17 protein-coding genes and 1 pseudogene are annotated in these 20940 nt (G+C 55.9%); 11 read left to right on the plus strand and 7 right to left on the minus strand.

Going from position 1 to position 20940, the window contains the following annotated elements:
- The 4 genes and pseudogenes from G442_RS25610 to G442_RS26260 form a co-directional block, all read left to right on the plus strand.
- The coding region (locus G442_RS25610; RefSeq protein ID WP_035376821.1) for an aromatic-ring-hydroxylating dioxygenase subunit beta at window positions 1–314 on the plus strand (314 nt) is incomplete at its 5' end.
- Between the two features lie 51 nt (window positions 315–365).
- Window positions 366–2045 (plus strand): GMC oxidoreductase, encoded by a 1680-nt coding sequence (locus G442_RS0116580; protein ID WP_026398887.1) that lies wholly within the window; start codon window positions 366–368, stop codon window positions 2043–2045.
- A 479-nt stretch (window positions 2046–2524) separates the two neighbouring features.
- Window positions 2525–3112, plus strand: coding sequence for a hypothetical protein (locus tag G442_RS25935; protein ID WP_211229163.1), 588 nt, complete (start codon window positions 2525–2527; stop codon window positions 3110–3112).
- A 369-nt stretch (window positions 3113–3481) separates the two neighbouring features.
- Window positions 3482–3590: pseudogene (locus G442_RS26260) on the plus strand (IS5/IS1182 family transposase); the annotation flags it as partial.
- Between the two features lie 233 nt (window positions 3591–3823).
- Here the strand turns inward: G442_RS26260 and G442_RS22940 are convergent.
- Complete coding sequence (locus G442_RS22940; RefSeq protein ID WP_051292458.1) at window positions 3824–4789, minus strand: AraC family transcriptional regulator; 966 nt, start codon at window positions 4787–4789, stop codon at window positions 3824–3826.
- Between the two features lie 103 nt (window positions 4790–4892).
- Between G442_RS22940 and G442_RS22945 the strand changes: the two genes are divergently transcribed.
- Both G442_RS22945 and G442_RS0116600 read left to right on the plus strand, forming a co-directional pair.
- Window positions 4893–5879: an SDR family oxidoreductase gene (locus G442_RS22945; protein ID WP_051292459.1), complete on the plus strand. Its 987-nt coding sequence runs from the start codon at window positions 4893–4895 to the stop codon at window positions 5877–5879.
- Window positions 5880–5986: 107 nt separating this feature from the next.
- Window positions 5987–7777: a CocE/NonD family hydrolase gene (locus G442_RS0116600; protein ID WP_026398888.1), complete on the plus strand. Its 1791-nt coding sequence runs from the start codon at window positions 5987–5989 to the stop codon at window positions 7775–7777.
- A 77-nt stretch (window positions 7778–7854) separates the two neighbouring features.
- Here G442_RS0116600 and G442_RS22950 read toward each other — a convergent pair whose 3' ends face one another.
- Window positions 7855–8469 (minus strand): TetR/AcrR family transcriptional regulator, encoded by a 615-nt coding sequence (locus G442_RS22950; RefSeq protein ID WP_051292460.1) that lies wholly within the window; start codon window positions 8467–8469, stop codon window positions 7855–7857.
- Window positions 8470–8662: 193 nt separating this feature from the next.
- Here G442_RS22950 and G442_RS0116610 point away from each other — a divergent pair, with 193 nt between their 5' ends.
- Window positions 8663–9787 (plus strand): zinc-binding alcohol dehydrogenase family protein, encoded by a 1125-nt coding sequence (locus tag G442_RS0116610; RefSeq protein WP_035376813.1) that lies wholly within the window; start codon window positions 8663–8665, stop codon window positions 9785–9787.
- Window positions 9788–10152: 365 nt separating this feature from the next.
- On the opposite strand, the gene G442_RS22955 is transcribed toward G442_RS0116610, so the two are convergent.
- Genes G442_RS22955 through G442_RS0116625 form a run of 3 tightly spaced genes read right to left on the minus strand, consistent with a single transcriptional unit; the run spans window position 10153 to window position 12722 of the window.
- On the minus strand, window positions 10153–10929 hold the full coding sequence (locus G442_RS22955; RefSeq protein ID WP_051292461.1) for an SDR family NAD(P)-dependent oxidoreductase: 777 nt from the start codon (window positions 10927–10929) through the stop codon (window positions 10153–10155).
- Window positions 10930–10960: 31 nt separating this feature from the next.
- Window positions 10961–11974, minus strand: a complete 1014-nt coding sequence (locus G442_RS0116620; protein ID WP_246789502.1) for an alpha/beta hydrolase family protein — start codon at window positions 11972–11974, stop codon at window positions 10961–10963.
- The gene (locus tag G442_RS0116625; protein WP_026398891.1) at window positions 11967–12722 is read right to left on the minus strand and encodes an SDR family NAD(P)-dependent oxidoreductase; all 756 of its coding nucleotides are present in this window, start codon (window positions 12720–12722) and stop codon (window positions 11967–11969) included. The genes G442_RS0116620 and G442_RS0116625 overlap by 8 nt, the downstream gene beginning before the upstream one ends.
- Before the next feature lie 120 nt (window positions 12723–12842).
- Between G442_RS0116625 and G442_RS0116630 the strand changes: the two genes are divergently transcribed.
- Together G442_RS0116630 and G442_RS22960 are read left to right on the plus strand one after the other, a co-directional pair.
- The gene (locus tag G442_RS0116630) at window positions 12843–13439 is read left to right on the plus strand and encodes a TetR/AcrR family transcriptional regulator (protein ID WP_026398892.1); all 597 of its coding nucleotides are present in this window, start codon (window positions 12843–12845) and stop codon (window positions 13437–13439) included.
- Between the two features lie 436 nt (window positions 13440–13875).
- Window positions 13876–15057 (plus strand): GDSL-type esterase/lipase family protein, encoded by a 1182-nt coding sequence (locus G442_RS22960; RefSeq protein ID WP_161628386.1) that lies wholly within the window; start codon window positions 13876–13878, stop codon window positions 15055–15057.
- A gap of 254 nt (window positions 15058–15311) precedes the next feature.
- On the opposite strand, the gene G442_RS0116645 is transcribed toward G442_RS22960, so the two are convergent.
- Entirely contained in the window at window positions 15312–15698 is a 387-nt protein-coding gene (locus G442_RS0116645) for a winged helix-turn-helix transcriptional regulator (protein ID WP_035376815.1), read from the minus strand.
- A 136-nt stretch (window positions 15699–15834) separates the two neighbouring features.
- On the opposite strand from G442_RS0116645, the gene G442_RS0116650 reads away from it, so the two are divergent.
- Complete coding sequence (locus tag G442_RS0116650) at window positions 15835–16698, plus strand: SDR family oxidoreductase (protein ID WP_026398894.1); 864 nt, start codon at window positions 15835–15837, stop codon at window positions 16696–16698.
- Between the two features lie 162 nt (window positions 16699–16860).
- The gene (locus G442_RS0116655) at window positions 16861–17388 is read left to right on the plus strand and encodes a hypothetical protein (RefSeq protein WP_211229164.1); all 528 of its coding nucleotides are present in this window, start codon (window positions 16861–16863) and stop codon (window positions 17386–17388) included.
- Between the two features lie 147 nt (window positions 17389–17535).
- On the opposite strand, the gene G442_RS0116660 is transcribed toward G442_RS0116655, so the two are convergent.
- Window positions 17536–20472, minus strand: a complete 2937-nt coding sequence (locus G442_RS0116660; protein ID WP_161628387.1) for a S41 family peptidase — start codon at window positions 20470–20472, stop codon at window positions 17536–17538.
- Window positions 20473–20940: the final 468 nt, after the last annotated feature.

The following is a 20940-nucleotide window of genomic DNA, read 5'->3' on the forward strand; positions in this document are numbered from 1 at the left end:
ACGCCTATGACGACGCGCATATGCGCGAAAAGCGCGTCGAGCGTCTGCTCGGCGGGCGCTCCATCTCGGCCGCGCCCCCCGCGCGCACCGTGCGCATGCTCGGACGCTACCGCATGCTCGAGGCCAGCGATGAAACCTGCGTCCTGCGCTGCGCCATGACCCTCACGGAACTCCGCCAGCACAGGCTGCGCGAATACGCCGCAAACATCACCTACACACTCATAAAAACAAACACAGGCCTCAAAATACAAAACAAAATCATAAAACTCCTCAACTCAACAGAAAACCTCACAGCAATCAGCTATATACTATGAAGTAGTGGCGCGCCCGCTCCCTTCTGAAGAAACACGAGTATAGAAACCAAGATGCAAGATACCCAGTATGACGCAGTAGTAGTCGGATCAGGGGCCGCTGGTTGCTTCGCCGTCAAAGAATTGACGGAACAGGGCTTACGGGTCCTGCTTCTCGAGGCCGGACCCGATATCTCGGCTGCAGATTTTCCGCCCAGACCCGACAGGCCAGAAAAACGAGGCATTCATCTCTGGCCGCGCATCAAGGCCACGCTATTGGGCCAACACATTCAGGCGCGACTGGTTTTCTTTAACCGGCGTTTTAAGCATTTTTTTGTCAATGACCGCGACAACCCGTATTTTACTCCGAAAGGCACCCCCTTTCTCTGGATCAGAGGCAGACAGATCGGTGGCCGCCTTCACACATTCGGACGTGTGCTGTTGCGCTGGTCCGACCTCGATTTTAAAGGAAAATCACTCGATGGGCAGGGCGAAGACTGGCCTATTTCATATGCCGACATCGCCCCCTATTATGACGAAATTGAAGAATACCTTGAAGTCCGTGGAAATCGAGACCACGTAGCATCACTACCCGACGGCAACTATGCAGCCCCGGTCGCCCTGGTCCCTCCGGAACAAACTTTCAAAAAGAAAGTGGAGCAACTGTGGCCGGGGCGCCATGTCGTAAGCTGGCGCTATATGCCACCTTTTTCAAAGCGCATTCCAAAACCGCTTCTCGACGCCAAAGCGACAGGGCGGCTGACATACAAGGCGAACACCATAGCGGCCCGCATTTCCTGCGATCAAAGCGGACGGAAAGCCACGTCTATCGAATGTATAGACACGCACACGAAGCAGCGCCTGAACGTAGAAGGGAAAATTTTTATTATATGCGGTTCTCCTATAGAAACAGTAAGACTTCTTTTAAATTCAAAAAGTGAACGATACCCGAATGGAATCGGCAACACAAATGATACGCTGGGTCGATATTTCATGGACCAGTGTCCAAGTATCATTTACGCAAATGTTTCATTTTCAAAAGGACATTTTAAGGACAAAACTGGCGTTGAAGACAGCGTCTACCCCCCGTCCAGCGGCTTCTATATTCCCCGTTACGAGAACACCGCTGATGGCTTAAACCGTTCCTTTTATCGCGGCTACACATTTCAGGGGATGCTTGGACGCATTCCCGTCGACGAAAATGAAAATTCAAAATTCGTCGCCATGGGGTTCGGTGAAATGCTGCCTTATCCCGACAATCGCATCACGGTCGACGAACGCCGCACTGATCGGTGGGGCATTCCCACGCCAATAGTGTGCTGCAAATTGCACAAAAACGAAAAGGCGCTTCTTGAGGAACAACAAAACAGCATAGTAAACATGATAGAGCAGACTGGTGGTTCCGTTGAGTTCTGCGGATCCCCGGTTAGTTTCGTTGAGAAGGGCCAGGGAGCCTTTCCGGATTCCAGCTTTGTTGGTCGTTTTATTTTTCGGCGTAGCTTTCACATGAGCATGACAATGGGAGCCGCGATCCATGAAAGCGGCGGCGCTCGGATGGGAAATGACCCCAAGACCTCTTACCTTGACGCCTATAATCGCTGCTGGGAGGTACCAAATCTACTGGTGACCGATGCATCGTCGTTTCCCTCCAGCGGCGCAGTAGGGACCACGTTAACGGTTATGGCTTTGACGGTAAGGGCATGCCGTCAGGCTGGACAAAAAACAAGTGAAGTCAGAAAAGAGCCAAAGCAATGAAGATGGAGAATATTTTACAAACCATCATTTCGAGGCGCGCTACTCTTCAGTCAAGTATAGCCGCTACAATGGCAGCAATCTCTTATCCCAAACGTTCTCTCTGCGCACCATCTGTACGAAGCAGAGTCATAGTTGACAACGATTTTTGCGGAGACCCTGATGGTTTATTTCAGCTCGCCCATCAAATTCTTTCTCCCTCTTGCCATATAAGCACTATAATTGGGTCCCATCTTCATAAAGGAGAAAATTGGTCGTCAGACAGAGGCCCGCGCAATCAAGCGACAGAGTCAGTACGTCGGGCACGCGACCTGATCGGGATAATAGATTCTAACCTAAAGATTCCCCTACACGAAGGGAGCGCAGGGCCGCTCGCGTGTGGTGCGAAGATTACACCGAACGGTGCCACAAGAGCAATTATTGACGAGGCTATGCGAGCCGACGTCCCAGACATCCCACTTTATTACGCCGCGGGCGCCAGCTTGACCGAACTCGCAAAAGCAATCATTCTTGAACCTCGAATTGCGACTAGAATGACTCTAGTCTGGATTGGTGGAAACGAATATCCGTCAGAGCACTTCGAACAACCAACCGCCTCCAAACCTGAATACAACATGACAATAGATCTCGATTCTTGCCGTTATATATTCAATAATTGCAATATCCCAATATGGCAAGTGCCGCGCAACACCTATCGACGCATGTTAATAAGTTACTCGGAACTCTGTAATATTGGCAGAACGTGTGGTACTTTGGGGAAGTTTTTACTACAAAGTATCAACGATGTAGCTGATTTGGCGGTGCGGACGGGAAAATTGAAAAACGGCATTGGAGAAACATATATATTAGGTGACAGTCCCTTAGTTACTCTTACTGCGTTGCAGTCGTCCTTTGACCCAGACACATCATCAAGTAATTTCGCAATAAAAAGAGCACCAAAAATAGATAGTTGCGGTAATTATACACACAATGAAGAAGGGCGTGCAATACGAATATACAGCGAAATCGATTCCCGTCTTACTTTCGAAGACATGAAGACAAAATTTTTCTCTCATGCGAAATATCTGTAAAATTTATATAAATGTGAATTGAATGGATCCAATTGCGGGCTTTGGTGGTTTTGCGCGGTGGCTTTCTCTATGCGCTTTCTGCGGAACAATGCGCATAGTACTCCTGCTTTTTCGCGAGCCACCCAAGGCAGGGGAGGCGGCACATACTGTAGACGATATTGGCTAATCCAGTCCTCATGGCAGCTTTAACCACGCATCCGGGTCGGACAACCAGACCTGCCTGTGATTTCTGATTATCGAAGAGACTTGGGGGATTCGAAAAACCTCCGGCTCTGAACTATTGGCTGTGATTCCATTCCCGGTATGATGCCGGGTGGATGGATGATGGAATAACCCGGTTTCTTTGATGTTGAAGAGCGGCTTGCACGATTGAGCGGTCTTGGCGATCAATTCGAAGCATTTTCCTGGACTTTGGATTTTGAGGCGTTTCGCCGTGATCTGGACAAGACACAGGCTTATTCAGACCGCAGCGAGGGCGAACAGCCGGTGTTTACGTTCAAGACCCCGATGATCCGGAGGCTCTGTCACATTAGCTGCAGCGCGTGTAAGACAGGCGTGACGAGCAAGGTCTCCCTGCGTTTCCACCTGATCGGCAGCATTAGGGGCGGGGTGAGCACCAAGCTGTACCCTTAGAGTATGCTCCACCAGAACAAGTATGAATAGTGCGCATGGCAAGTGGGGAAGTATTAATCGTGGGAGCAAAACCCTCGACTACCCGCCTGTATGCGTCGATGAAGACGTCGGGCCTGAGCGAAGCATAGGGCCTCCTTTTCCGCCTTGTCGACGTCCATACTCGCGGGGCGAACAACGCATCACACGTTTGAACGCTGCGCCAAAAGATTTTTCGGAGTCGTAGCCAACCGCCGATCCAATCTCAGCAAGCGAGCAGCGTGATGAAACCAGGTGGTCAGCCGCCTGCATCATTCGCCAATGCGTCAGATACGCTATCGGCGAGAGGCCGACTGTCCCCTTGAACGTCACGGCAAAGGCGGTGCGTGACATTCCTGCGACCCTGGCGAGTGTCTGAAGTGTCCATCGTTCGCCGGGCGTCGCATGCATTGCCGCCATCGCCGCACACAAACGCTTGTCGGCAAGCGCGAAGAGCCATCCAGGGTTCTCCGCCTTCCTGCCGGATAGATAAAACCTCAGCGCCTGAACCAGAACGATGGTCGCCAATTGTTGGGCGACAATAAAATCACCGGGTTGGCCCTCCGCAAGTTCCTGCCTCATGCGCTCGACGCACCAGCGCAAGGTCGCGCTGCCCAGCTGATCACGAACATGTAGCAGCGGCGGAAGAACCTGCAGGAGCAAATCCGCCTGTCCTTCCGCTAAAGTGAAATGCCCACCGATGCTCAAATAATCTCCTCCGCCGTTGTAGGAGAGAATGCGACCGCTGGGGTTAGGCGGCAAAACCTGACTCACATGGATAGGGTCCAGCGACAGATCGCTGGCAATGCTGAAGGGGAGCCCACGCGAGAGAAGGAAACATTCGCCCGCATTCACCTGCACAGGCAGTTCCCCCTCGACCGACAGCCAGCAGGAGCCTGCCACCACGGCATGGAACTTGATTCCCTCATGTGGTCCGAAGCGGATCGCCCAGTCCCCCGCAGCGTCAAATCCACCCGACACGTAACTGCGCAACTTCAGGAGGGACAGCACCTCCGATAGTGGATCCACGTGCAACTCCCGAACGATCGCTACCTACACACGAATACTAAGGCATGGTTCGTTCTACCTCAACGCCATAAGTTGAGGGCTCAATAGAGATGGGAGACGCGGTATGCGCGTGTTTGTCACTGGCGCTACTGGCTTCATCGGATCCGCCGTCGTCCGCGAGTTGCTCCGCAGTGGGCACGAGGTCACCGGGCTTGTCCGTTCGGCGGCGGCGGCGGCAAAGCTGGAGGCCGCCGGAGCCAAACCTCTACCTGGCGGGATCGAAGATCTCGAATGTCTGGCCAAGGCGGCAAGTCAGGCAGATGGCGTGATTCATACCGCGTTCTTTCATTCTTTCTCCCAGGCTCGTCCTGGAACGCGCCTGAGTGTCCTTTTCGGCGGCAGCCCGACCAATATTGTCACACGGTTCATGAACGCCGCAGTGGAGGCGGACCGCCGCGCCATCGAGACGCTCGGTCAGGCGTTACTCAGAAACGACCGTCGGTTGGTCATCGCATTTCCAACAATGGCCATGGCGCAAGGACGGATGGCGGTCGAAACCGACACCGCCAATCCTGGCGCAGTCGGCGGCCTGCGAGCGCGATGCGAAGCCGCCGCGCTGGAACTCGCCGCGCGAAATGTCCGGACGACTATCGTTCGACTACCGCCCTCGGTACACGACCAGACCAGACAGGGTCTGGTCACCCAGTTGATCGCAATTGCGCGCAAGAAGCAGATTTCCGCGTGTGTCGGGGGTGGAGCAAACCGCTGGGCGGCGGTCCACCGACTTGATGCGGCGCACCTGTTCCACCTTGCGCTGGAGCAAGGTGAAGCTGGCAGACGCTACCATGCGGTCGCCGAAAACGGCATTCCATTTCGTGACATCGCCGAAGCGATCGGACGCCATCTCTCGGTCCCTGTGAGACAGATATCACGTAAGGATGCGTCGAAGCATTTCGGGTGGCTCGCGCCTTTTGTGGCCGCAGACAATCCGGTGTCGAACGTGGCCACCCAGAGTTTATTGAACTGGCGACCAAGCCACCCGACGCTGATGGAAGATCTCGACGCCATGCCTCCCGGCGTCACAGCAGGATCCCGTCCGCCACCGAACTGAAAAAACCAGGCGCGTCACTACACCATCCGCATGGCCTCCGTCGTGCGCAACACGCCGCCGATACCGCATAACGGCACGAAAAAATTGTCGATAAGGAATTCCCTCCAATGCGACTAACCACTTTTCTCACCCTTGCTGTTACCCTCGCCTTGGCTGAACCGAGCATAGCGGAACCGGTGGCGTCCGGCGTTGCCGGCATGGCCTTCGATCATGATGTCCCTGTGATTATGACCGATGGTTTGCAGTTGCGGGTTAATATCTACCGACCGGAAAAATCGGGCCGCTATCCGGTCCTGATGCTGATGGGTCCTTACGGCAAGGATACGAGCATGGCCGACGCACCGGCCTATAAAACCTCCTGGGCCAAGTTGATCGCGAAATACCCAGACCTTTGCAAGAAATCGTCCTGCCGCTATATCCGATTCGAGGCGCCAGATCCGGAACGTTGGGTCGCTAACGGTTATATCGTCGTCCACGCCGATGTCCGTGGAGCCGGCGCGTCGCCTGGCGTGCTCGACCCCTTCTCCCCGCGTGAAACCGAAGACTATGCTACGCTGATCGCCTGGGCGGCGCACCAACCCTGGAGTTCCGGCAAAGTGGGGCTACTCGGAACGTCATTCCAAGCCATCAATCAGTATCAGGTCGCAGCTCTGCATCCGCAGGGCCTCGCCGCTATCCTGCCTTGGGAAGGCGCGTTCGACCAGTATCGCGAGATCGGCTATTACGGCGGCCTCATCAACGTCGCCTGGGAGTATTGGTGGACCCATCAGGTCGTGCCCAACCAAAACGGCAACGCTGGTACGCCGTTGGTCGATTCCATTAGCGGCGGCAAGGACACAGGCGCGCCGCTTCCCCCTGACGCCTTGAAGCAGAATCGCATTGATCCGGTTGCATCTTTTGCGAAACACCCATTTGATGACGCTTACTATCAACAGCGCACTCCGAACGGCACGCAGATCGTCACCCCTATGCTTGCGATCGCCAACTGGACGGACTGGAGCACCGAGGGCTATCGCGCCGCCGCGAGCAAGCAAAAATGGCTCCGCATTCAAACCGGCGATCACCTGACGCCCTTCTATTCCGAAGAAGCGTTTGCTTTGCAGAAGCGCTTCTTCGATCACTTTCTGAAGGGGGCGCCCAACGGCTGGGAAGAGGAACCTCGAGTTGCAGTCCAGGTCCGCCGCCCCGACGGCACGGCATGGCGCCCCGCTTCAGCATGGCCGTTACCCGGGACGCATCCGCAGCGCTGGTATCTGAACGCGGAGACAGGTTCGATGAGCACTGCTCCGGTATCAGTTGTGGCGAAAAGATCCTACCCCGGGTCTGGCGAAGGACTGACCTTTACCTCGGCCCCATTTGAACAGGAGACCGAGTTCACCGGCCCAATAGGCGCAAGACTATGGGTCAGCTCTTCGACCAAAGATATGGACATTTTCGCCGCTGTGCGGCTCATCGATCCGCAGGGCCGCGACGTCACTTTCATGGGGAACAGCGATCCAAACGTGCCGCTTGGCCTCGGCTATCTTCGTGTCTCGCAGCGCGCGGAAGATCCTGCGAAATCTACCGAGTACGTTCCGTTTCATCCACACCTTGGTTCAGAACCGATGACGCCTGGAGAGTTTTACCCGACGGATGTTGAGTTTTCTGAGCCGACGAGCATCGTAATTCCCAAGGGATATCGTCTGGCCCTGACGATCCAGGGAAAAGATTTCGGCTACGGTCCCCACGCCAACATCGCTCACGCCAGAGATTACGACCTCCCAAACTCGGATAACTCCGGTCTCTTTTTCGCTGCGCACCCGAACCGCGATCCCGCCATCTACGGGGGGACAGATACCCTGGCGACCGGCGGCGCTCAGGCGTCCTATCTTCTGCTTCCGCACGTCACCGCCCGTTAATAAGCGAGTATATTGCATGCGGATGGTTCTAAAAACCGGCTGATTTCAAGAAGCTGGCCACGCTACCGCCAGTAACGTTACGGTGTCGGAGCGTCGTTCTGGACCAGATGCGTGAGCACGCTCTCGATCAGAGCGTCAATGTCAGAACCAGGAACTTTTTTCACCATCGCCTCGATCCGCCCATCAAGGAGCAGGGTCGCAAGACCATGCACCAATGAAAGACGGGTAACAGCCAAAGTCAGATTTGAATATCCAGAATCTTCCACGTGACGTTTGGCGCCTGAGACGTCATCTGTCAAAAGTGCGAAAGCATCGGACGCCGCCTGAGACAGGGCGGCGGACGACCAGTCCAGCCGCTCCGAGCGAAGCATGAGTTGCAACAGACCTGGATGCGCTCTCGCAAATGCTATGTACCCACGACCAAGAGCGATGATCGGGGGGCGGGAATCTCCACTCGCCTTTTCGGCTTCCGTCAGCAATCGGTCACGAAGTCTCACGAAACCGGAGGCAGCGAGCTCGGTAAGAAGGCCGGTAAGGTCGCCGAAATGGTGGCGGGGCGCGGTGTGGGTAACCTCGGCTTCGCGGGCCGCGGCGCGCAACGTCAACGCCGCAATACCGTCACGATCAAGAATCGTCTCGGCAGCAAAGAGCATTGTCTTGCGCAAATCGCCATGGTGATAAGGCCTTATCATTCCGCAAACTCTACAATGGTAAGATTCTCGTTGACACGTGACCCACTTAACATAAAATATTTTACCGATGGTAAGATTGATGGCGAGAACCATTGTGAGTGACATTGCTGAACCTCTGTACGTTACCTCGTCAGGCGCCCCAGATGGATTCAACTTTTCGGCCCCAGATCACAGCGAAGCTCGACTCGAGCCAATGACGACCCAGAGTAACCATGCGATCTGGCTGACCATGAAAAGTGGCGCCCTGGAGATCAGACCAGCGCCATACACGCCGCCGCGCGGCGGAGAAATTGTCATCCGCAACAAAGCGGTTGCGATCAATCCGGCGGACTGGATGACGATTTCGGTCGGCTCCGTATTTTTTCCGTGGCTAAAATATCCTTTTATCCTTGGCTCTGACGTCGCTGGCGAAGTTGTCGAAGTCGGCGCTGGCGTCACGCGATTCAAGGCAGGAGACCGTGTGCTCGGGCACGCGCTCGGATCGGAAAAGTCGCGCAACAACCCGGCTGAAGGCGCATTTCAAACTTATACGGTCATATCCGAACGCATGGCTTCGCCGATCCCGGATTCGATGGCTTACGAACGCGCGGCGGCCCTGCCTCTTGGCCTGTCCACAGCGGCAAGCGCACTCTTCCAAAAGGACCAATTGGCCCTGCAACTACCTACATCCAATGCGCGACCAACTGGTAAAACCGTCCTCATTTGGGGCGGATCGACAAGTGTCGGCAGCAACGCTATCCAGCTTGCCGCCGCGGCTGGGTACGAAGTGATCACTACAACTTCGCCAAAAAATTTCGCCTCGGCAAAAGCTCTCGGCGCTGCTCTCGTTTTTGACTACCAGAGCCCAACGACGCATGCCGATATAGTAGCCGCTTTCTGCAGCCGCTCGATCGCGGGAGCTTTCTCCATCGGTGTAGGATCCGCACGTTGCTGCCTCGATATCATCACTGAATGCCGCGGCGAAAAGTCGCTGGTCATGGCGACGCCGTCCGTCTCATTCACCGGCGCGCCTTCAGGCTTCCGAAGGGCGATGTGGCTGACCCGAATTATGACCCGCATGATCGTATCTACGGTTTCTCTACTGATCCGCGCACGCCTGCGCGGGATTCGCGCAAAGTTCGTCTGGGGAAGCTCACTTGCAGAAAACGAGCTTGGCCAGATTATCTACGAGAATTTTTTGCCACGCGCCCTCGCCTCTGAAAGTTACGTCGCTGCCCCAGACCCGCTGCTCGCAGGTCACGGACTCGCGGCGATACCCACAGCTCTCCAAATACAGGAGCACGGCGTTTCCGCGAAGAAAGTCGTAGTGACCTTATAATCGTACATCTCGCCGCTCTTGCGAAAGACTATACGAATCACCCCATCCGACGAGAGCCATGATTTTGATAGCGACACGTTGGCAATGGTTACGCTGCCTGCTCAAGCTCTTCACGGACTGCCGCGCCGGACGACAACCTTCTGCCATGAACGACGCTAGGTATGTTGCATATCAAACGCCGCACTTTTTTCGTTTTTCGCGATTCTGAGGAAAAATTCGAAAGATAGCGGAACGGAGCCATCCTGTTCGCGCGCTACACCCACAGGACAAATATGCAGACAGTTCTGCTGGAAAATATATTGATAAAATCTACGGCGTTCCAAACACTCCCGATCAAAGAGCGGAGCGATCTATGGCTGCGGCAGTCATTTTACCAATTGTTCGCACAACGGTCGCTCGCGGCAACAGGCCAAGCAGGAAGCGCCGATCCTGTTCTTCGCGCCGGGGATGCTAAATGTCTGCTTGCCGAGCCCTTCGATCGCTTCCTTCGCAACGGCCTCCGGCTTCATCAAGGACACTCCTTTCATCTTGGTGTAGTCAATATTGGCTGTAGCCCTCATCCCTTCTGTGTCCGTGGCTCCCGGCGCTACGACCAGGACGTCAACTCCCTGGGAGGAAAGTTCGTAAGCGAGGGCCTGCCCGAAAGAGGAAAGATAAGCTTTGCTTGCGGCGTAACTTGCCTGATACGGCGTCGGCGCGTTTCCTGCGAGCGACGACACGAGAAGAATCCCGCCCCGCCTTTGCTGTTTCAAACGACTTCCTATCCGATGCACGATCTGAGCAGGCATCTGGACATTGAGCTTGATCAGGTTCGTTTCCTGCTCGTATCCGTTCTTGAGGAAACTGCCGGCCAATACGGTTGCTGCGTTGATGACGAGAAGACCTATGTCCAGGTCGGCCACAGCCTCGTCGAGACGGTCAATGGCGTCGTCCTGAAGCAAATCAAGAGCCACGCAGCGCACTTGAACATTAAAGTTCTGCATCACATCGCGGGCTAGCGCCTCCAACCGGTCACCGCGCCGTGCGACCAACACCAGATTGACTCCACGAGAGGCGATTTCCTTTGCAATCGCCTCCCCAATGCCCGCGGAAGCCCCCACAACGAGAGCGTAATGGCCGTACTTGTCTTTAAAGTTTGTCATTGCTCAGTCCATCTGCATGTTATCCTGGCGCTTACTTGCTTTCGATCGACCCGAGGCCGCCAAGCGCGGCGCATGCCATCGTCCATGCGGGATCGCCCGGATAGAGGGCGCTGCGCAGGTAAGCCCACGTCATCCTCTGGATTGTGGCGACCCTCTCCGGGTTCTCATCGGTGGTCTCAGCCACGTCGTAACCAGAGACGCCTCCCAGAATGTGCTCGCCCCCGAAGAGCGTGAGCAACGCTTTGAGACCGGGGGCGAGCCGATAAGGATCGGCATGCCACGACAGACCGCGCGTACACAGGTAGTTGGACGCATCTCGATCTCCAGCAACGACGAGCGTAGGCGTCGTCATCGTCGCGAAATTGGGATGGCGAAAACACGGTATGGCTTCAGTGGCGAAAGCATTCAACGAGGAGCCGCCGTCAACAGGGGCGGCGAGCAGCACTCCCGCCCCAATCCGGCGGTCGACGAGATCAACCTCCACTCCGTCGTCCGGGTCGATAAGCCTCGCCCCCAGCAACATTCCAGCCGTATGCCCGCCCATAGAGTGGCCTGCAACGGCGACACGCGTCTTATCAAGCCGGCCCGCCAACCCAGGCACGGATGCTTCGATCAGGTCGAGCCAATCCAGGATGCGGCTCATATCCGTGACGCGGGATCGCCAGAAAATCGGTGCGCCGGGTGTCTGGGAAGGAAGCGCCAGCGTCCTGGAGCCGAGATGGGTAGGCTGAATGACGGCAAAGCCGCGTGCCGCCCAAAACTGCGCGAGCGGAGCGTAACCGTTCAACGACGACAGATGATTCGAGAACCCCTGCCCATGTGAAAGCAAAATGAGCGGAAGGTCGCCGCCGGTCAGCGGCGCGGAGACGCGCACTTCCAGATCTACGGGACGCCCGGCGGTCGGGATCACAATCGGGCAGACCGACACCACCGTCGTCGGGGCCGCCGTTGGAATGGCGCCCGCCCGCCCGATCAGCGCATGATCACGGCCGCCGAAATGCATCGAATCCGGCGGCATGGGCGTGAACGAAACTTCGTCAGGCAAGCATGCCACCATCGATCAGGATTTGAGCGCCGTTAATGTATCCCGCTGCGCGGGACGCGAGAAAAGCAACCAGTTCCGCGACTTCAGCGGGCTGTCCGTAACGTCCAAGCGGAATCATCGCTTTGACCATCGCCGCCCGTGCGCCCTCGTCGGGATTGGCCTCGGTCTCGATCGAACCCGGTTCAACTGTGTTGACCGTGATCCGCCGTGCGGCGAGATCGCGCGCCCATCCCTTGGTCAAACCGGCCACGGCATGTTTGGTCATGGCGTAAGCGCTAATACCGGGAACAGTCACACGCTCGCTGAAGAAACTTCCAATGTTGATGATACGCCCGTCATCGCGCATGGAAGCCACCGTCGCCGAGGTCGTGCTCCAGACCCCACGAATATTGATGTTCATCTGTCGCTCGAAGATGGCGGCGTCCTGTTCGCCGATCAGGCCCGGCTCCGCGATGCCGGCATTATTGACCAGAATGTCAAGGTAACCGCCAAATCGTTCAAGAACCCGTGCAACGCCCGCCTTGACAGCCTCCGCGTCACCCGCGTCGGCCGCAACTGCAAACGCCGACCCGCCAGCAGATTCGATCTCCTCAACGAGCGCTTCGGCTCGTTCGGCGGTCTTGGAATAAGTGATCGCGACAGTGGCGCCACGCTCGGCGAGCAACTTCGCGCACGCAGCGCCTATACCGCGACTGCCGCCGGTGACCAGTACGGCCTTGCCGTCGAGACTGAATAAATCGGTTTTCATAAGCCTGCCTCCCAAGACGTTGCGACGCTGATGGGCAAACGTCACAGAACCTGCTACACGAAAACGGAACAACGTTCACTATCGAATAATGAACATTGTTCCGTTTGTAAAGGATATCTCTTGAGCACTCGATCAAGCGCAGGAACAGGATCTGGCGAGAACGACCGCGGCCCCTTGCGGGCGGACGCGCAGCGCAGTCTGGAGTCGTTGCTCGAAGCGGCCAAAGAGGTCTTTGCGGCCTCCGGCGTAAACGCCCCCATTCGGGAAATCACAGGCAAAGCCGGATTGAGTATCGGGACGGTATATCGCCATTTTCCTCAGCGTTCGGACCTCATTGCGGCTGTATTTCGCCGGGAGATCGACGATTGCGCTGACGCTGCGATCATGATCGCAGCCCGGCATGAACCCTTCGAAGCTCTACGGCTGTGGATGCAACGCTTCTCAGCGTTCTTTGCGACAAAACGAGGACTCGCAGCCGCCTTGCATTCGGGTGAACCGGCCTATGCAGCCCTGCCCGACCACTTCGAGGCCCGTCTTCGGCCTACGCTTGACCGTCTGCTAAAATCCGCAGCAGATGCAGGCCAAATCAGATCTGACGTCGCCGCGAACGAATTGCTGGGCGCGATCGCGCGGCTCTCCATGTCGGACATTGACGGCCCATTACAAGCCCAACGCATGGTCGCTCTTCTGGCTGACGGACTGCGCGTAGGTGTTTAGAGCCCCCTTCAAACCCATGAAACGAAGGCTTAGAAGCAGATTGATTACGCAATGCATGGTTGGAAAAGCGCTCTCGACAGGGAATTGATCATGTTCATTGGCGACTTCGGCCTACGTGACGTATGCAACTCCGCTTCGGACTGTGTTGTGCTGCCTTGCGAACTACATTCGCTTGGCGGTATTTCTCGATCATGCCGCGCTGCTGTGGCGCCACGGTGTTTGCGCGAGCTAAAAAACACAAAGATTAAGAGACTATAATAAACGTATCGAATCTTCTTGACCCATGGACGCAACCATTCTGCGGCGTCGCGCCGACGCCTATGATGCTGGGATAGAACTGGAGGTGGCGTCGCCGGTTGAGTTGGGTCGTCTTATGCATTTTGTTGAATATTTCAAGAACGAGCAGACAAGAGGTTAGGTGGTGCGGACGAGCGGCTTGGCGATTTTTGGAGTTGCGCTTTTGGCAGTGGCGTCGCACGCGCGGGCGGCAGGCTGGGCGGCAGGCTGGTTGGGCCCTGCGGTCTATCCCGCTGCGGCCGATTATCCCGTGATTGTGCGGGAGTATCGAAACCAGACGGTGCGACAAACTTTCCGCGTTGCGGCTACTGGCGCACGATTGCGGGTGGTGTTGACCAACGAATTGGGACAGGCTCCGCTCCATGTCGGTGCAGCGCGCGTGGCGCTCAGCGCGTCAGATGGCTCACCCTTGCCCGGGACGGAGCGGATATTAAGCTTCAGCCATCGCCCCGGAATAATCATTCCTGCTGGCGCACCGGCATATAGCGATCCGGTGGCTCTGGCCATTCCCGCTGGTGCAGAAATCGAGGTATCCATCTTTTATCCGGATAGTGCGCGTCCAGCAGCACACTTGGCGCCTATCAGCATCTCAGGTCCCGGCGATCGCACGGGCGAAGCGCACCTTGATGGGGCCGTGGACGAGCGGGGGCCAGCGCTCGTTTCCCGACTGGACGTCGAGGCGACCGTGACTCCGCCAGTAATCGTAGCGCTCGGCGATAGCATCACGGAGGGACCAGCAGGGCGTCCCGGCTATCACATGAGTTGGCCCGAGCAGCTTGGGGCGTTGCTGGAATACAAAACAACGCTTCTGAACGCAGGAATTGGCGGAAATCGCCTGCTACACGACGGCTCATCGGAGGGTGCGGCCGCGCTGGCTCGTTTTGATCGGGACGTGGTGGCCGCGCCCGGCGTACGAGAGGTCGTGCTTCTGGAGGGGATCAACGATATCGGCTTCGGGGCGCAGAATATAGCGAATCACGTGAATATCGCTGATCTGGTTGCTGCAGATCTCCAACTTATCGCGCGGGCGCACGAGCATGGATTACGCATTCTAGCTGGCACGTTGATTCCGTTTGAAGGCGCCGACTATTATACGACCGAGGGGGAGCGGGCACGACAGGCGCTCAACACGTTTATCCGCTCTGGCGTGTTCGATGGAGTTATCGATTTCGATCAGGCCTTGCGGGATCCCGATCACCCATCACGCCTGCGTCCGGACTACGCCCGCCCAGACCACCTTCATCCAAGCGACGCAGGTTTCACAGAGATGGCGTCGACGGCGCTGCGGGCCGGCGTCGGCCGTTCTGTGGCCACTCCATAAAAGCACTTCGAAGCAAAAAAAATTCTAGAGAGACGAGGGCTAGAAGCTTGCTTCGACAATATGCACTGCGGCGATCCGGCGGGGGTGTCCTGTGTTTTGACGCCCACGACCGTCGAGGCCGCGCGCTCCGACGCTTGGAATCACACACCGGACTCGGCCCGATCCGCTCTTCCCCGCCAGCCCATATTGCCAGACAGACTCTTGGGAGTTTTTGCTTTCCGGAGAAGAGCGCGCGCGACGCACGAGCAACACGCCTATAATAGGCTCTGCTTATCACCTTTTTTACCCGACAGTTCGTTCTCGCGATCTCGTAATAAAAGACGCGTCCCAACATCCACGATAGATCTGATCGCGGGAAGCAACTCCTTACCCACCCCGGTCAACTCATATTCCACTGTCGGCGGGGATGTTGGAATGACCCTCCTGGTCAGGACACCGCGTTGTTCGAGATCTCGCAACCTGCTTGTCATAACCTTGGCTGATATGAACGGGTTGTCCCGGCGCAATTCCGAGAACCGGCGTGAACCTTCGCTTAACGACCAAAGGACTTCCGGCGTCCAGCAGCCACCGATCAGGTCCATGCACTTGGACATGGGACAACCTGGAAGGGCGTCCACCTTCTTCCGTAACTTGAGCACCATTGCCCATCTCCCAGATAGCAGTTTCCATTTGGTTACTGGAAAATGATGATAACCACAAGATATGTGATTTCCAACGGTAACTATAGCCGGTATCTGGTGGCTCTCGAATTCATCCCAACCAGAAATGGATCAATTGATGTACGCAGTGACTGGAGCTACAGGGCAACTGGGTCGCCTCGTGATTGAAATGCTGTTGAAATCCGTTCCTGCCGAGCGAATTGTTGCTGCGGTCCGCAACCCCACGAAGGCGGCCGATCTGGCCAAGCGCGGCGTAGTCGTACGCGAAGCGGATTATAGCCGCCCTGAGACGCTGGGTCCTGCGTTCGTCGGCGTCGAAAAACTTCTGCTAATTTCCTCGACCGAGGTCGAGGGCCGCCTGCCGCGACATCACGCTGTGATCGACGCGGCCACGAAAGCCGGAGTTTCGCTAATCGCTTACACCAGCATGCTGCACGCCGATACGTCGTCAGCAAGACTCGCCGTCGAACATAAGCAGACGGAAGAGTTGATCGTGGAATCAGGTTTACCTGCCGTCATCCTTCGCAATGGTTGGTACGCGGAAAACCACCTCATGGCGCTTCCGGCCGCGCTTGAGCATGGCGCTTTCATCGGCGCGGCGAGAGATGGACGATATTCCTCTGCAGCGCGGCATGATTACGCAGAAGCCGCAGCAACGGTGCTGGCGACTGACGGGCACGCCGGAAAGACCTATGAACTCGCTGCGGATCACGCCTTTACCCTTGCCGAACTCGCGGCGGAGGTCTCGCGGCAGTCAGGCAAAACGGTCGCCTATAACGACCTGCCTGAGACAGCCTATTGCGATGCGCTGGCAGGCGTCGGTCTACCTGCAGATCTCGCCGCTTTACTTGCAGACGCCGATGTGGCTGCTTCACGTGGAGCCCTATTTGACGATGGCGCCGCCCTCGGGCGACTGATAGGCCGTCAGACCACGCCTATCTCAGACCTCATTGCGGCCGCTCTCCATCGATTGAGCCAGTAGTGAGATAAATACACGTGGCAGCAACGGGTTGTCGAGACGACGCGACCGATCGACTTCCCTCCATGCCTGGAATCATAAAAAATCGCCTAATTCACGATTTTAGAAGAAATTTGTGCAATCACCGCCGGGATCGCCTTGTGACGCCGAAAGGAGAGTTAAGACGTGACGACACATCAAACAAAAAACATCAATATTATTTCTACAAAGGATAGTTTCCATTGTAGCGCGCTCCGCACCGTCATATTTGGCTGCAATGCAGGACTTGCCGCCGGTGCAATCGTTCTTGTGCCGGTGCTTATCCTCCAATTGGTTCGAGGCGTCGGCGTCGTGCCGGAAATGCAACTAGCGGCCAGCAGTCTGCTGGGAATGTCTGCTTATGCGGGCGCGACCGGTTTCATTCTTGGGACATTTCTACACTTTTTTGTCTCAGTGGTACCATCTGTCGCGTACGCGCTGGTTGTCCGGAAACTCCCGTCGGTGAATCGCTGGGCATGGATCAGCGGTCCCATTCTTGGCGTCATAGTATTCTTCATCATGGGTCTTCTCGTGCTGCCGCTCACCGCTTTCACGACACCCGTGTCGGTGACGCCAATGCCTTTCGTGCCCGCGTTGCTGATCCACATGTTTGGTCTTGGCTTACCGATATCGTTGCTCATCCAACGCGTGTGGAAGTCAAAGCGAGCGTTGTGAGTTCGGGCTTCAAAGGTTGCGCCAGGACTCTGCCCTTGAGCATCCCCGGGGCGATCATTCTTCAATGCAACGCGTGTTTCGACGTCAGTTCAAGCGGCGCTTGTTGATCGAAATTCCTCGCACAGTCCGCCATTCCGCAGCAAGAATTCATTGAGACATTGACTGTGCTACAGACACTGCTTTTTCAAGCTGCACATCATGTCCCACTCTGCGCATAGCGGGATTGTCGTCAATTGCAATGGACGGCTCTGAGCCCTTGTTCTCAATGATCTGATCACCATCAGGTGTAAGTAAGGAGTCTTTCGGAATGGTGACGGCTGTGGCGTCGATCAGTCGCCACTGGCCCTTTATTCCACGCACTCCGCCCCAGGTTCGCTCTCCAACAACGGGCCCCATATGCCAAAGACTAAAATAATAGGGAAACTGGTCTCCGTCTGACGATGAAAAAATATCTGTAACAGTAACAATTTTTCTTGGAGATACAGATTCCGGAAGGGCTACCTCGGCACCTTCGCGATTCCGAAAGACGCCTGCTTGCAGGCGACGCAACGCGCCGAGAACCCACTGACTCGCAAAGCCGCCCAAATTGTCTCGGACATCGATAACAAGACCACCCTTGCCAATTTGCGCGTAATATTGGCGTAAAAAATCTTCAGAACCTAATTCATTAAAATCAGACAGATAGATGTATCCGATTTGACCGCCGCTAAATTTATTAACTATTGTACGGTTTATTTCAATCCAGTCTAACTTGCGGATTTCGCTCTCGTCGTCGATAGGGATGACGTGGATCGTGCGTGCAGGCCCATCCGGATTACGACTTACTGTCAGTCGGAGAGTTCCTTTCTTATTCGTTAGCAAACGATACGGATCGTCTGGAGCTTGTAACTGATCCCCGTCAACCGCCAGTAAATAATCTCCATCCTGAACGTCAAATGCAGGATTCCAAAGGGGCGCCCGGAAACGCTCTCTTGTGGCGTCACCGCGGTATATATGCGCCATCCTATATCGGCCCGAGGTGCTGTCGAGCACGAAGTCAACACCAATGAGCGCCGTCGTGGTTCGAGGACTACCCGTGTCAACCGGCCCAGGCGTGATAAACATATGGCTTGCCGAAAGCTCTCCTTGCATTTCACCCAAAAGATAAGTCATGTCCTCCTGTGATCGCAGCCGAGAGACCAGAAGAGCGTAACGGTCATGAATGGCCGACCAGTCAACGCCGTTCAGCTTTGGGTCCCAGAACAGGTCGCGATCCAGCCGCCATGCCTGCTCGAACATCTCACGGTGGTCGGCGTCCGGATCTATTTGGATTTTTAGCTTACTGAGACTGATCGTCCTTGTCTTCCGCTGCAAGCCGTTCCTGATCGTGATCAGCTTGAGGTCATCGCCACTTGCAACGAGAGCCTCTGTTCCGTCCGGCGATAGGATGTAATCATCAACTTCGGTAGAGATCACCTGATCCGCGACGCTTGTCACATTAAAGGCGTGGAGGCGGTCGATTTGCCCGGGTAGTTTGCCGTCAATCCCGTTGAGAGCAGTTTCATGATAGAAAAGAATATTATTTTTAATAGCAAGATTCGAGATTCCACCCACGATTTTCTCGGGAACCTCTTGAGCGGATGTCTGAAAAATCTCTATTCTGTCATGGGCGCCACGCGGCGCTAAAGCGCGATAGAGGCCATCCGACCAGAGTGTTGCGATCGTTCCCTCGTGATCGCGGTCGGACACAAAAGGATACTCTCGTCGCGCGGATACGAAGAAAATGCTTTTCCCATCACTTGTAAAGGCTGGGTCATGGTCGCTCTCCAGCGGCGAACTCAGGACGACGTCCTCTCCACTTTCCAAGAACCTCATATGGATTGCGCGGTTGCCGTTTGAACGCGTCGTGCTGTAGGCGAGAGACTGTCCGTCGGGCGAAAAGGCCGCATCGTGAATTTCGGCATAAGGATCGCTCGCAACCTGCTCAACATGACCGGTTTCAGCGCCTATAATCCACAATCGTTTGTTCGCATCGGCCACGACGAGACGACGTCCATCGGGGGACCAGAGTGGAGTGTAAAGCACACCAGACTGGAAATGGGTGATAGTTCTCGGTTGGCTGGCGGCGTTGAGTGGCAATATAGCGACCTGCTGTTCCCCATCCGCATCGGTGATGAACGCCAGAGCCTTTCCATCGGGCGAGACAGACGGATGGTCTTCTTCTACTCCTGCCGTACGAGTGACGTTGACCGAGCTTCCGTCAGGCCCCACAGCAAAGAGGTCTCCGTGAGCGGAAACGTAAGCAACTCGAGGGCTTTTGCCCAACGCAAAATCTGGCGTTGACGCGATGTCTTGCAAGCGCAAAAAGTTTACGCCTGAAACAACTTTCCGGGGCCGTATCGTCGGCTCTGAAGTGGTGATCTGAACGTCATGCACCGTTTCTGACGGAAGGTCGATCAGGTGGACGCGACCGCCCTCCTGGAAGGCGATGCCGCCGGGGCCGATCGACGGCATATCAATGTCATAGTCCATAAAATGAGTAATCTGCCTAACGGCTCTGCTGTCGAGATCTATCGACCAGATGTTGAGCCTCTGTTCAGGACCGCGATCCGAGAGGAAGTAGATGCGATTGCGCCACCACATCGGGGCGGTGTCAGTTCCGATCCAGGTGGTGACACGATCAAGCCGGCGGCGCAAAAGATCATAGATAAAAATTTCTCCAGCCTGCCCTCCGCGATAACGCTTCCACCGGTCGCCTCCTAGATTTCGAAAGCTCCAGTCGTAAGCGATACGCGCCCCGTCCGGAGACATGCTGGAAAGGCCCGAATGGTCAATGCCCAACGGCGTAGCAAGGCCGCCTGTGGTAGGAACTGCGTAAGTTTCGAAATGCTTTCGTAGCGCTGCGTTGCGATGCGACAGAAACAGGACGCTGCCGCCATCGGGAGTCCATCCGGTGACGAGGTTGTCGTATGCGCTCGTTGACGGACCGTGCGTGAGTTGGACTGGCGCGCCGCCTGCGGCCCGCACGACAAAGATATCATTTGCGCCCTCATGACGCCATGTGAAGGCAATGGTCTCGCCGTCCGGCGAAAAGTGCGGGGACATGACCTGATCCGTCCCGACGGTCAAAGGCCTCGCAGGTCCACCGGCTTTAGGTGCGAGCCATAGATTTCCGGACGCTACAAATGCTATGCTTGTTCTGTTTACTGTCGGAAACCGCTGGAGCGGCTCTGTTGCGCGGCTCTGCGCGGTGAGCGTGAATGTAACAGCCAACAGGCCTAAACAACTAACCTGACGGAGTAAACGAAAGCGCGAAGAGTGCGACTGCATGATTTTCTTTCTGAATTCGTTTATTGGGAAAGGCGGGATAACGTCCATACATCCTGTTGTCGTATCAGAGCGCCTGGTCGATTCCGCTGCGTGCACAGTTTCTTACGCGTTCTGACGAGCGTGCGAAGCAACGCCATGACGCCGCAATCGCACGATGTTGCTCGTCCTCACGCAGTAGATATCTGCTTTAGCCCCGTATTATTGTATATTTTTTGACCATCATGGCACAAATGCGCTCAGAAA

Origin of the sequence: Acetobacter nitrogenifigens DSM 23921 = NBRC 105050 (assembly GCF_000429165.1) — a bacterium.
In the GTDB taxonomy this organism is placed as follows: domain Bacteria; phylum Pseudomonadota; class Alphaproteobacteria; order Acetobacterales; family Acetobacteraceae; genus Acetobacter; species Acetobacter nitrogenifigens.

What these genes read in the sequence shown, in the direction of transcription:
- G442_RS22945 (WP_051292459.1), top strand. Translation starts at nt 4,893, where the DNA reads ATGCGCGTGTTTGTCACTGGCGCTACTGGCTTCATCGGATCCGCCGTC.
- G442_RS0116580 (WP_026398887.1), top strand. Translation starts at nt 366, where the DNA reads ATGCAAGATACCCAGTATGACGCAGTAGTAGTCGGATCAGGGGCCGCT.
- G442_RS0116645 (WP_035376815.1), bottom strand. Translation starts at nt 15,698, where the DNA reads ATGGTGCTCAAGTTACGGAAGAAGGTGGACGCCCTTCCAGGTTGTCCC.
- G442_RS22955 (WP_051292461.1), bottom strand. Translation starts at nt 10,929, where the DNA reads ATGACAAACTTTAAAGACAAGTACGGCCATTACGCTCTCGTTGTGGGG.
- G442_RS0116610 (WP_035376813.1), top strand. Translation starts at nt 8,663, where the DNA reads ATGACGACCCAGAGTAACCATGCGATCTGGCTGACCATGAAAAGTGGC.
- G442_RS22950 (WP_051292460.1), bottom strand. Translation starts at nt 8,469, where the DNA reads ATGATAAGGCCTTATCACCATGGCGATTTGCGCAAGACAATGCTCTTT.
- G442_RS0116625 (WP_026398891.1), bottom strand. Translation starts at nt 12,722, where the DNA reads ATGAAAACCGATTTATTCAGTCTCGACGGCAAGGCCGTACTGGTCACC.
- G442_RS0116600 (WP_026398888.1), top strand. Translation starts at nt 5,987, where the DNA reads ATGCGACTAACCACTTTTCTCACCCTTGCTGTTACCCTCGCCTTGGCT.
- G442_RS0116650 (WP_026398894.1), top strand. Translation starts at nt 15,835, where the DNA reads ATGTACGCAGTGACTGGAGCTACAGGGCAACTGGGTCGCCTCGTGATT.
- G442_RS0116660 (WP_161628387.1), bottom strand. Translation starts at nt 20,472, where the DNA reads ATGTCCCCGCACTTTTCGCCGGACGGCGAGACCATTGCCTTCACATGG.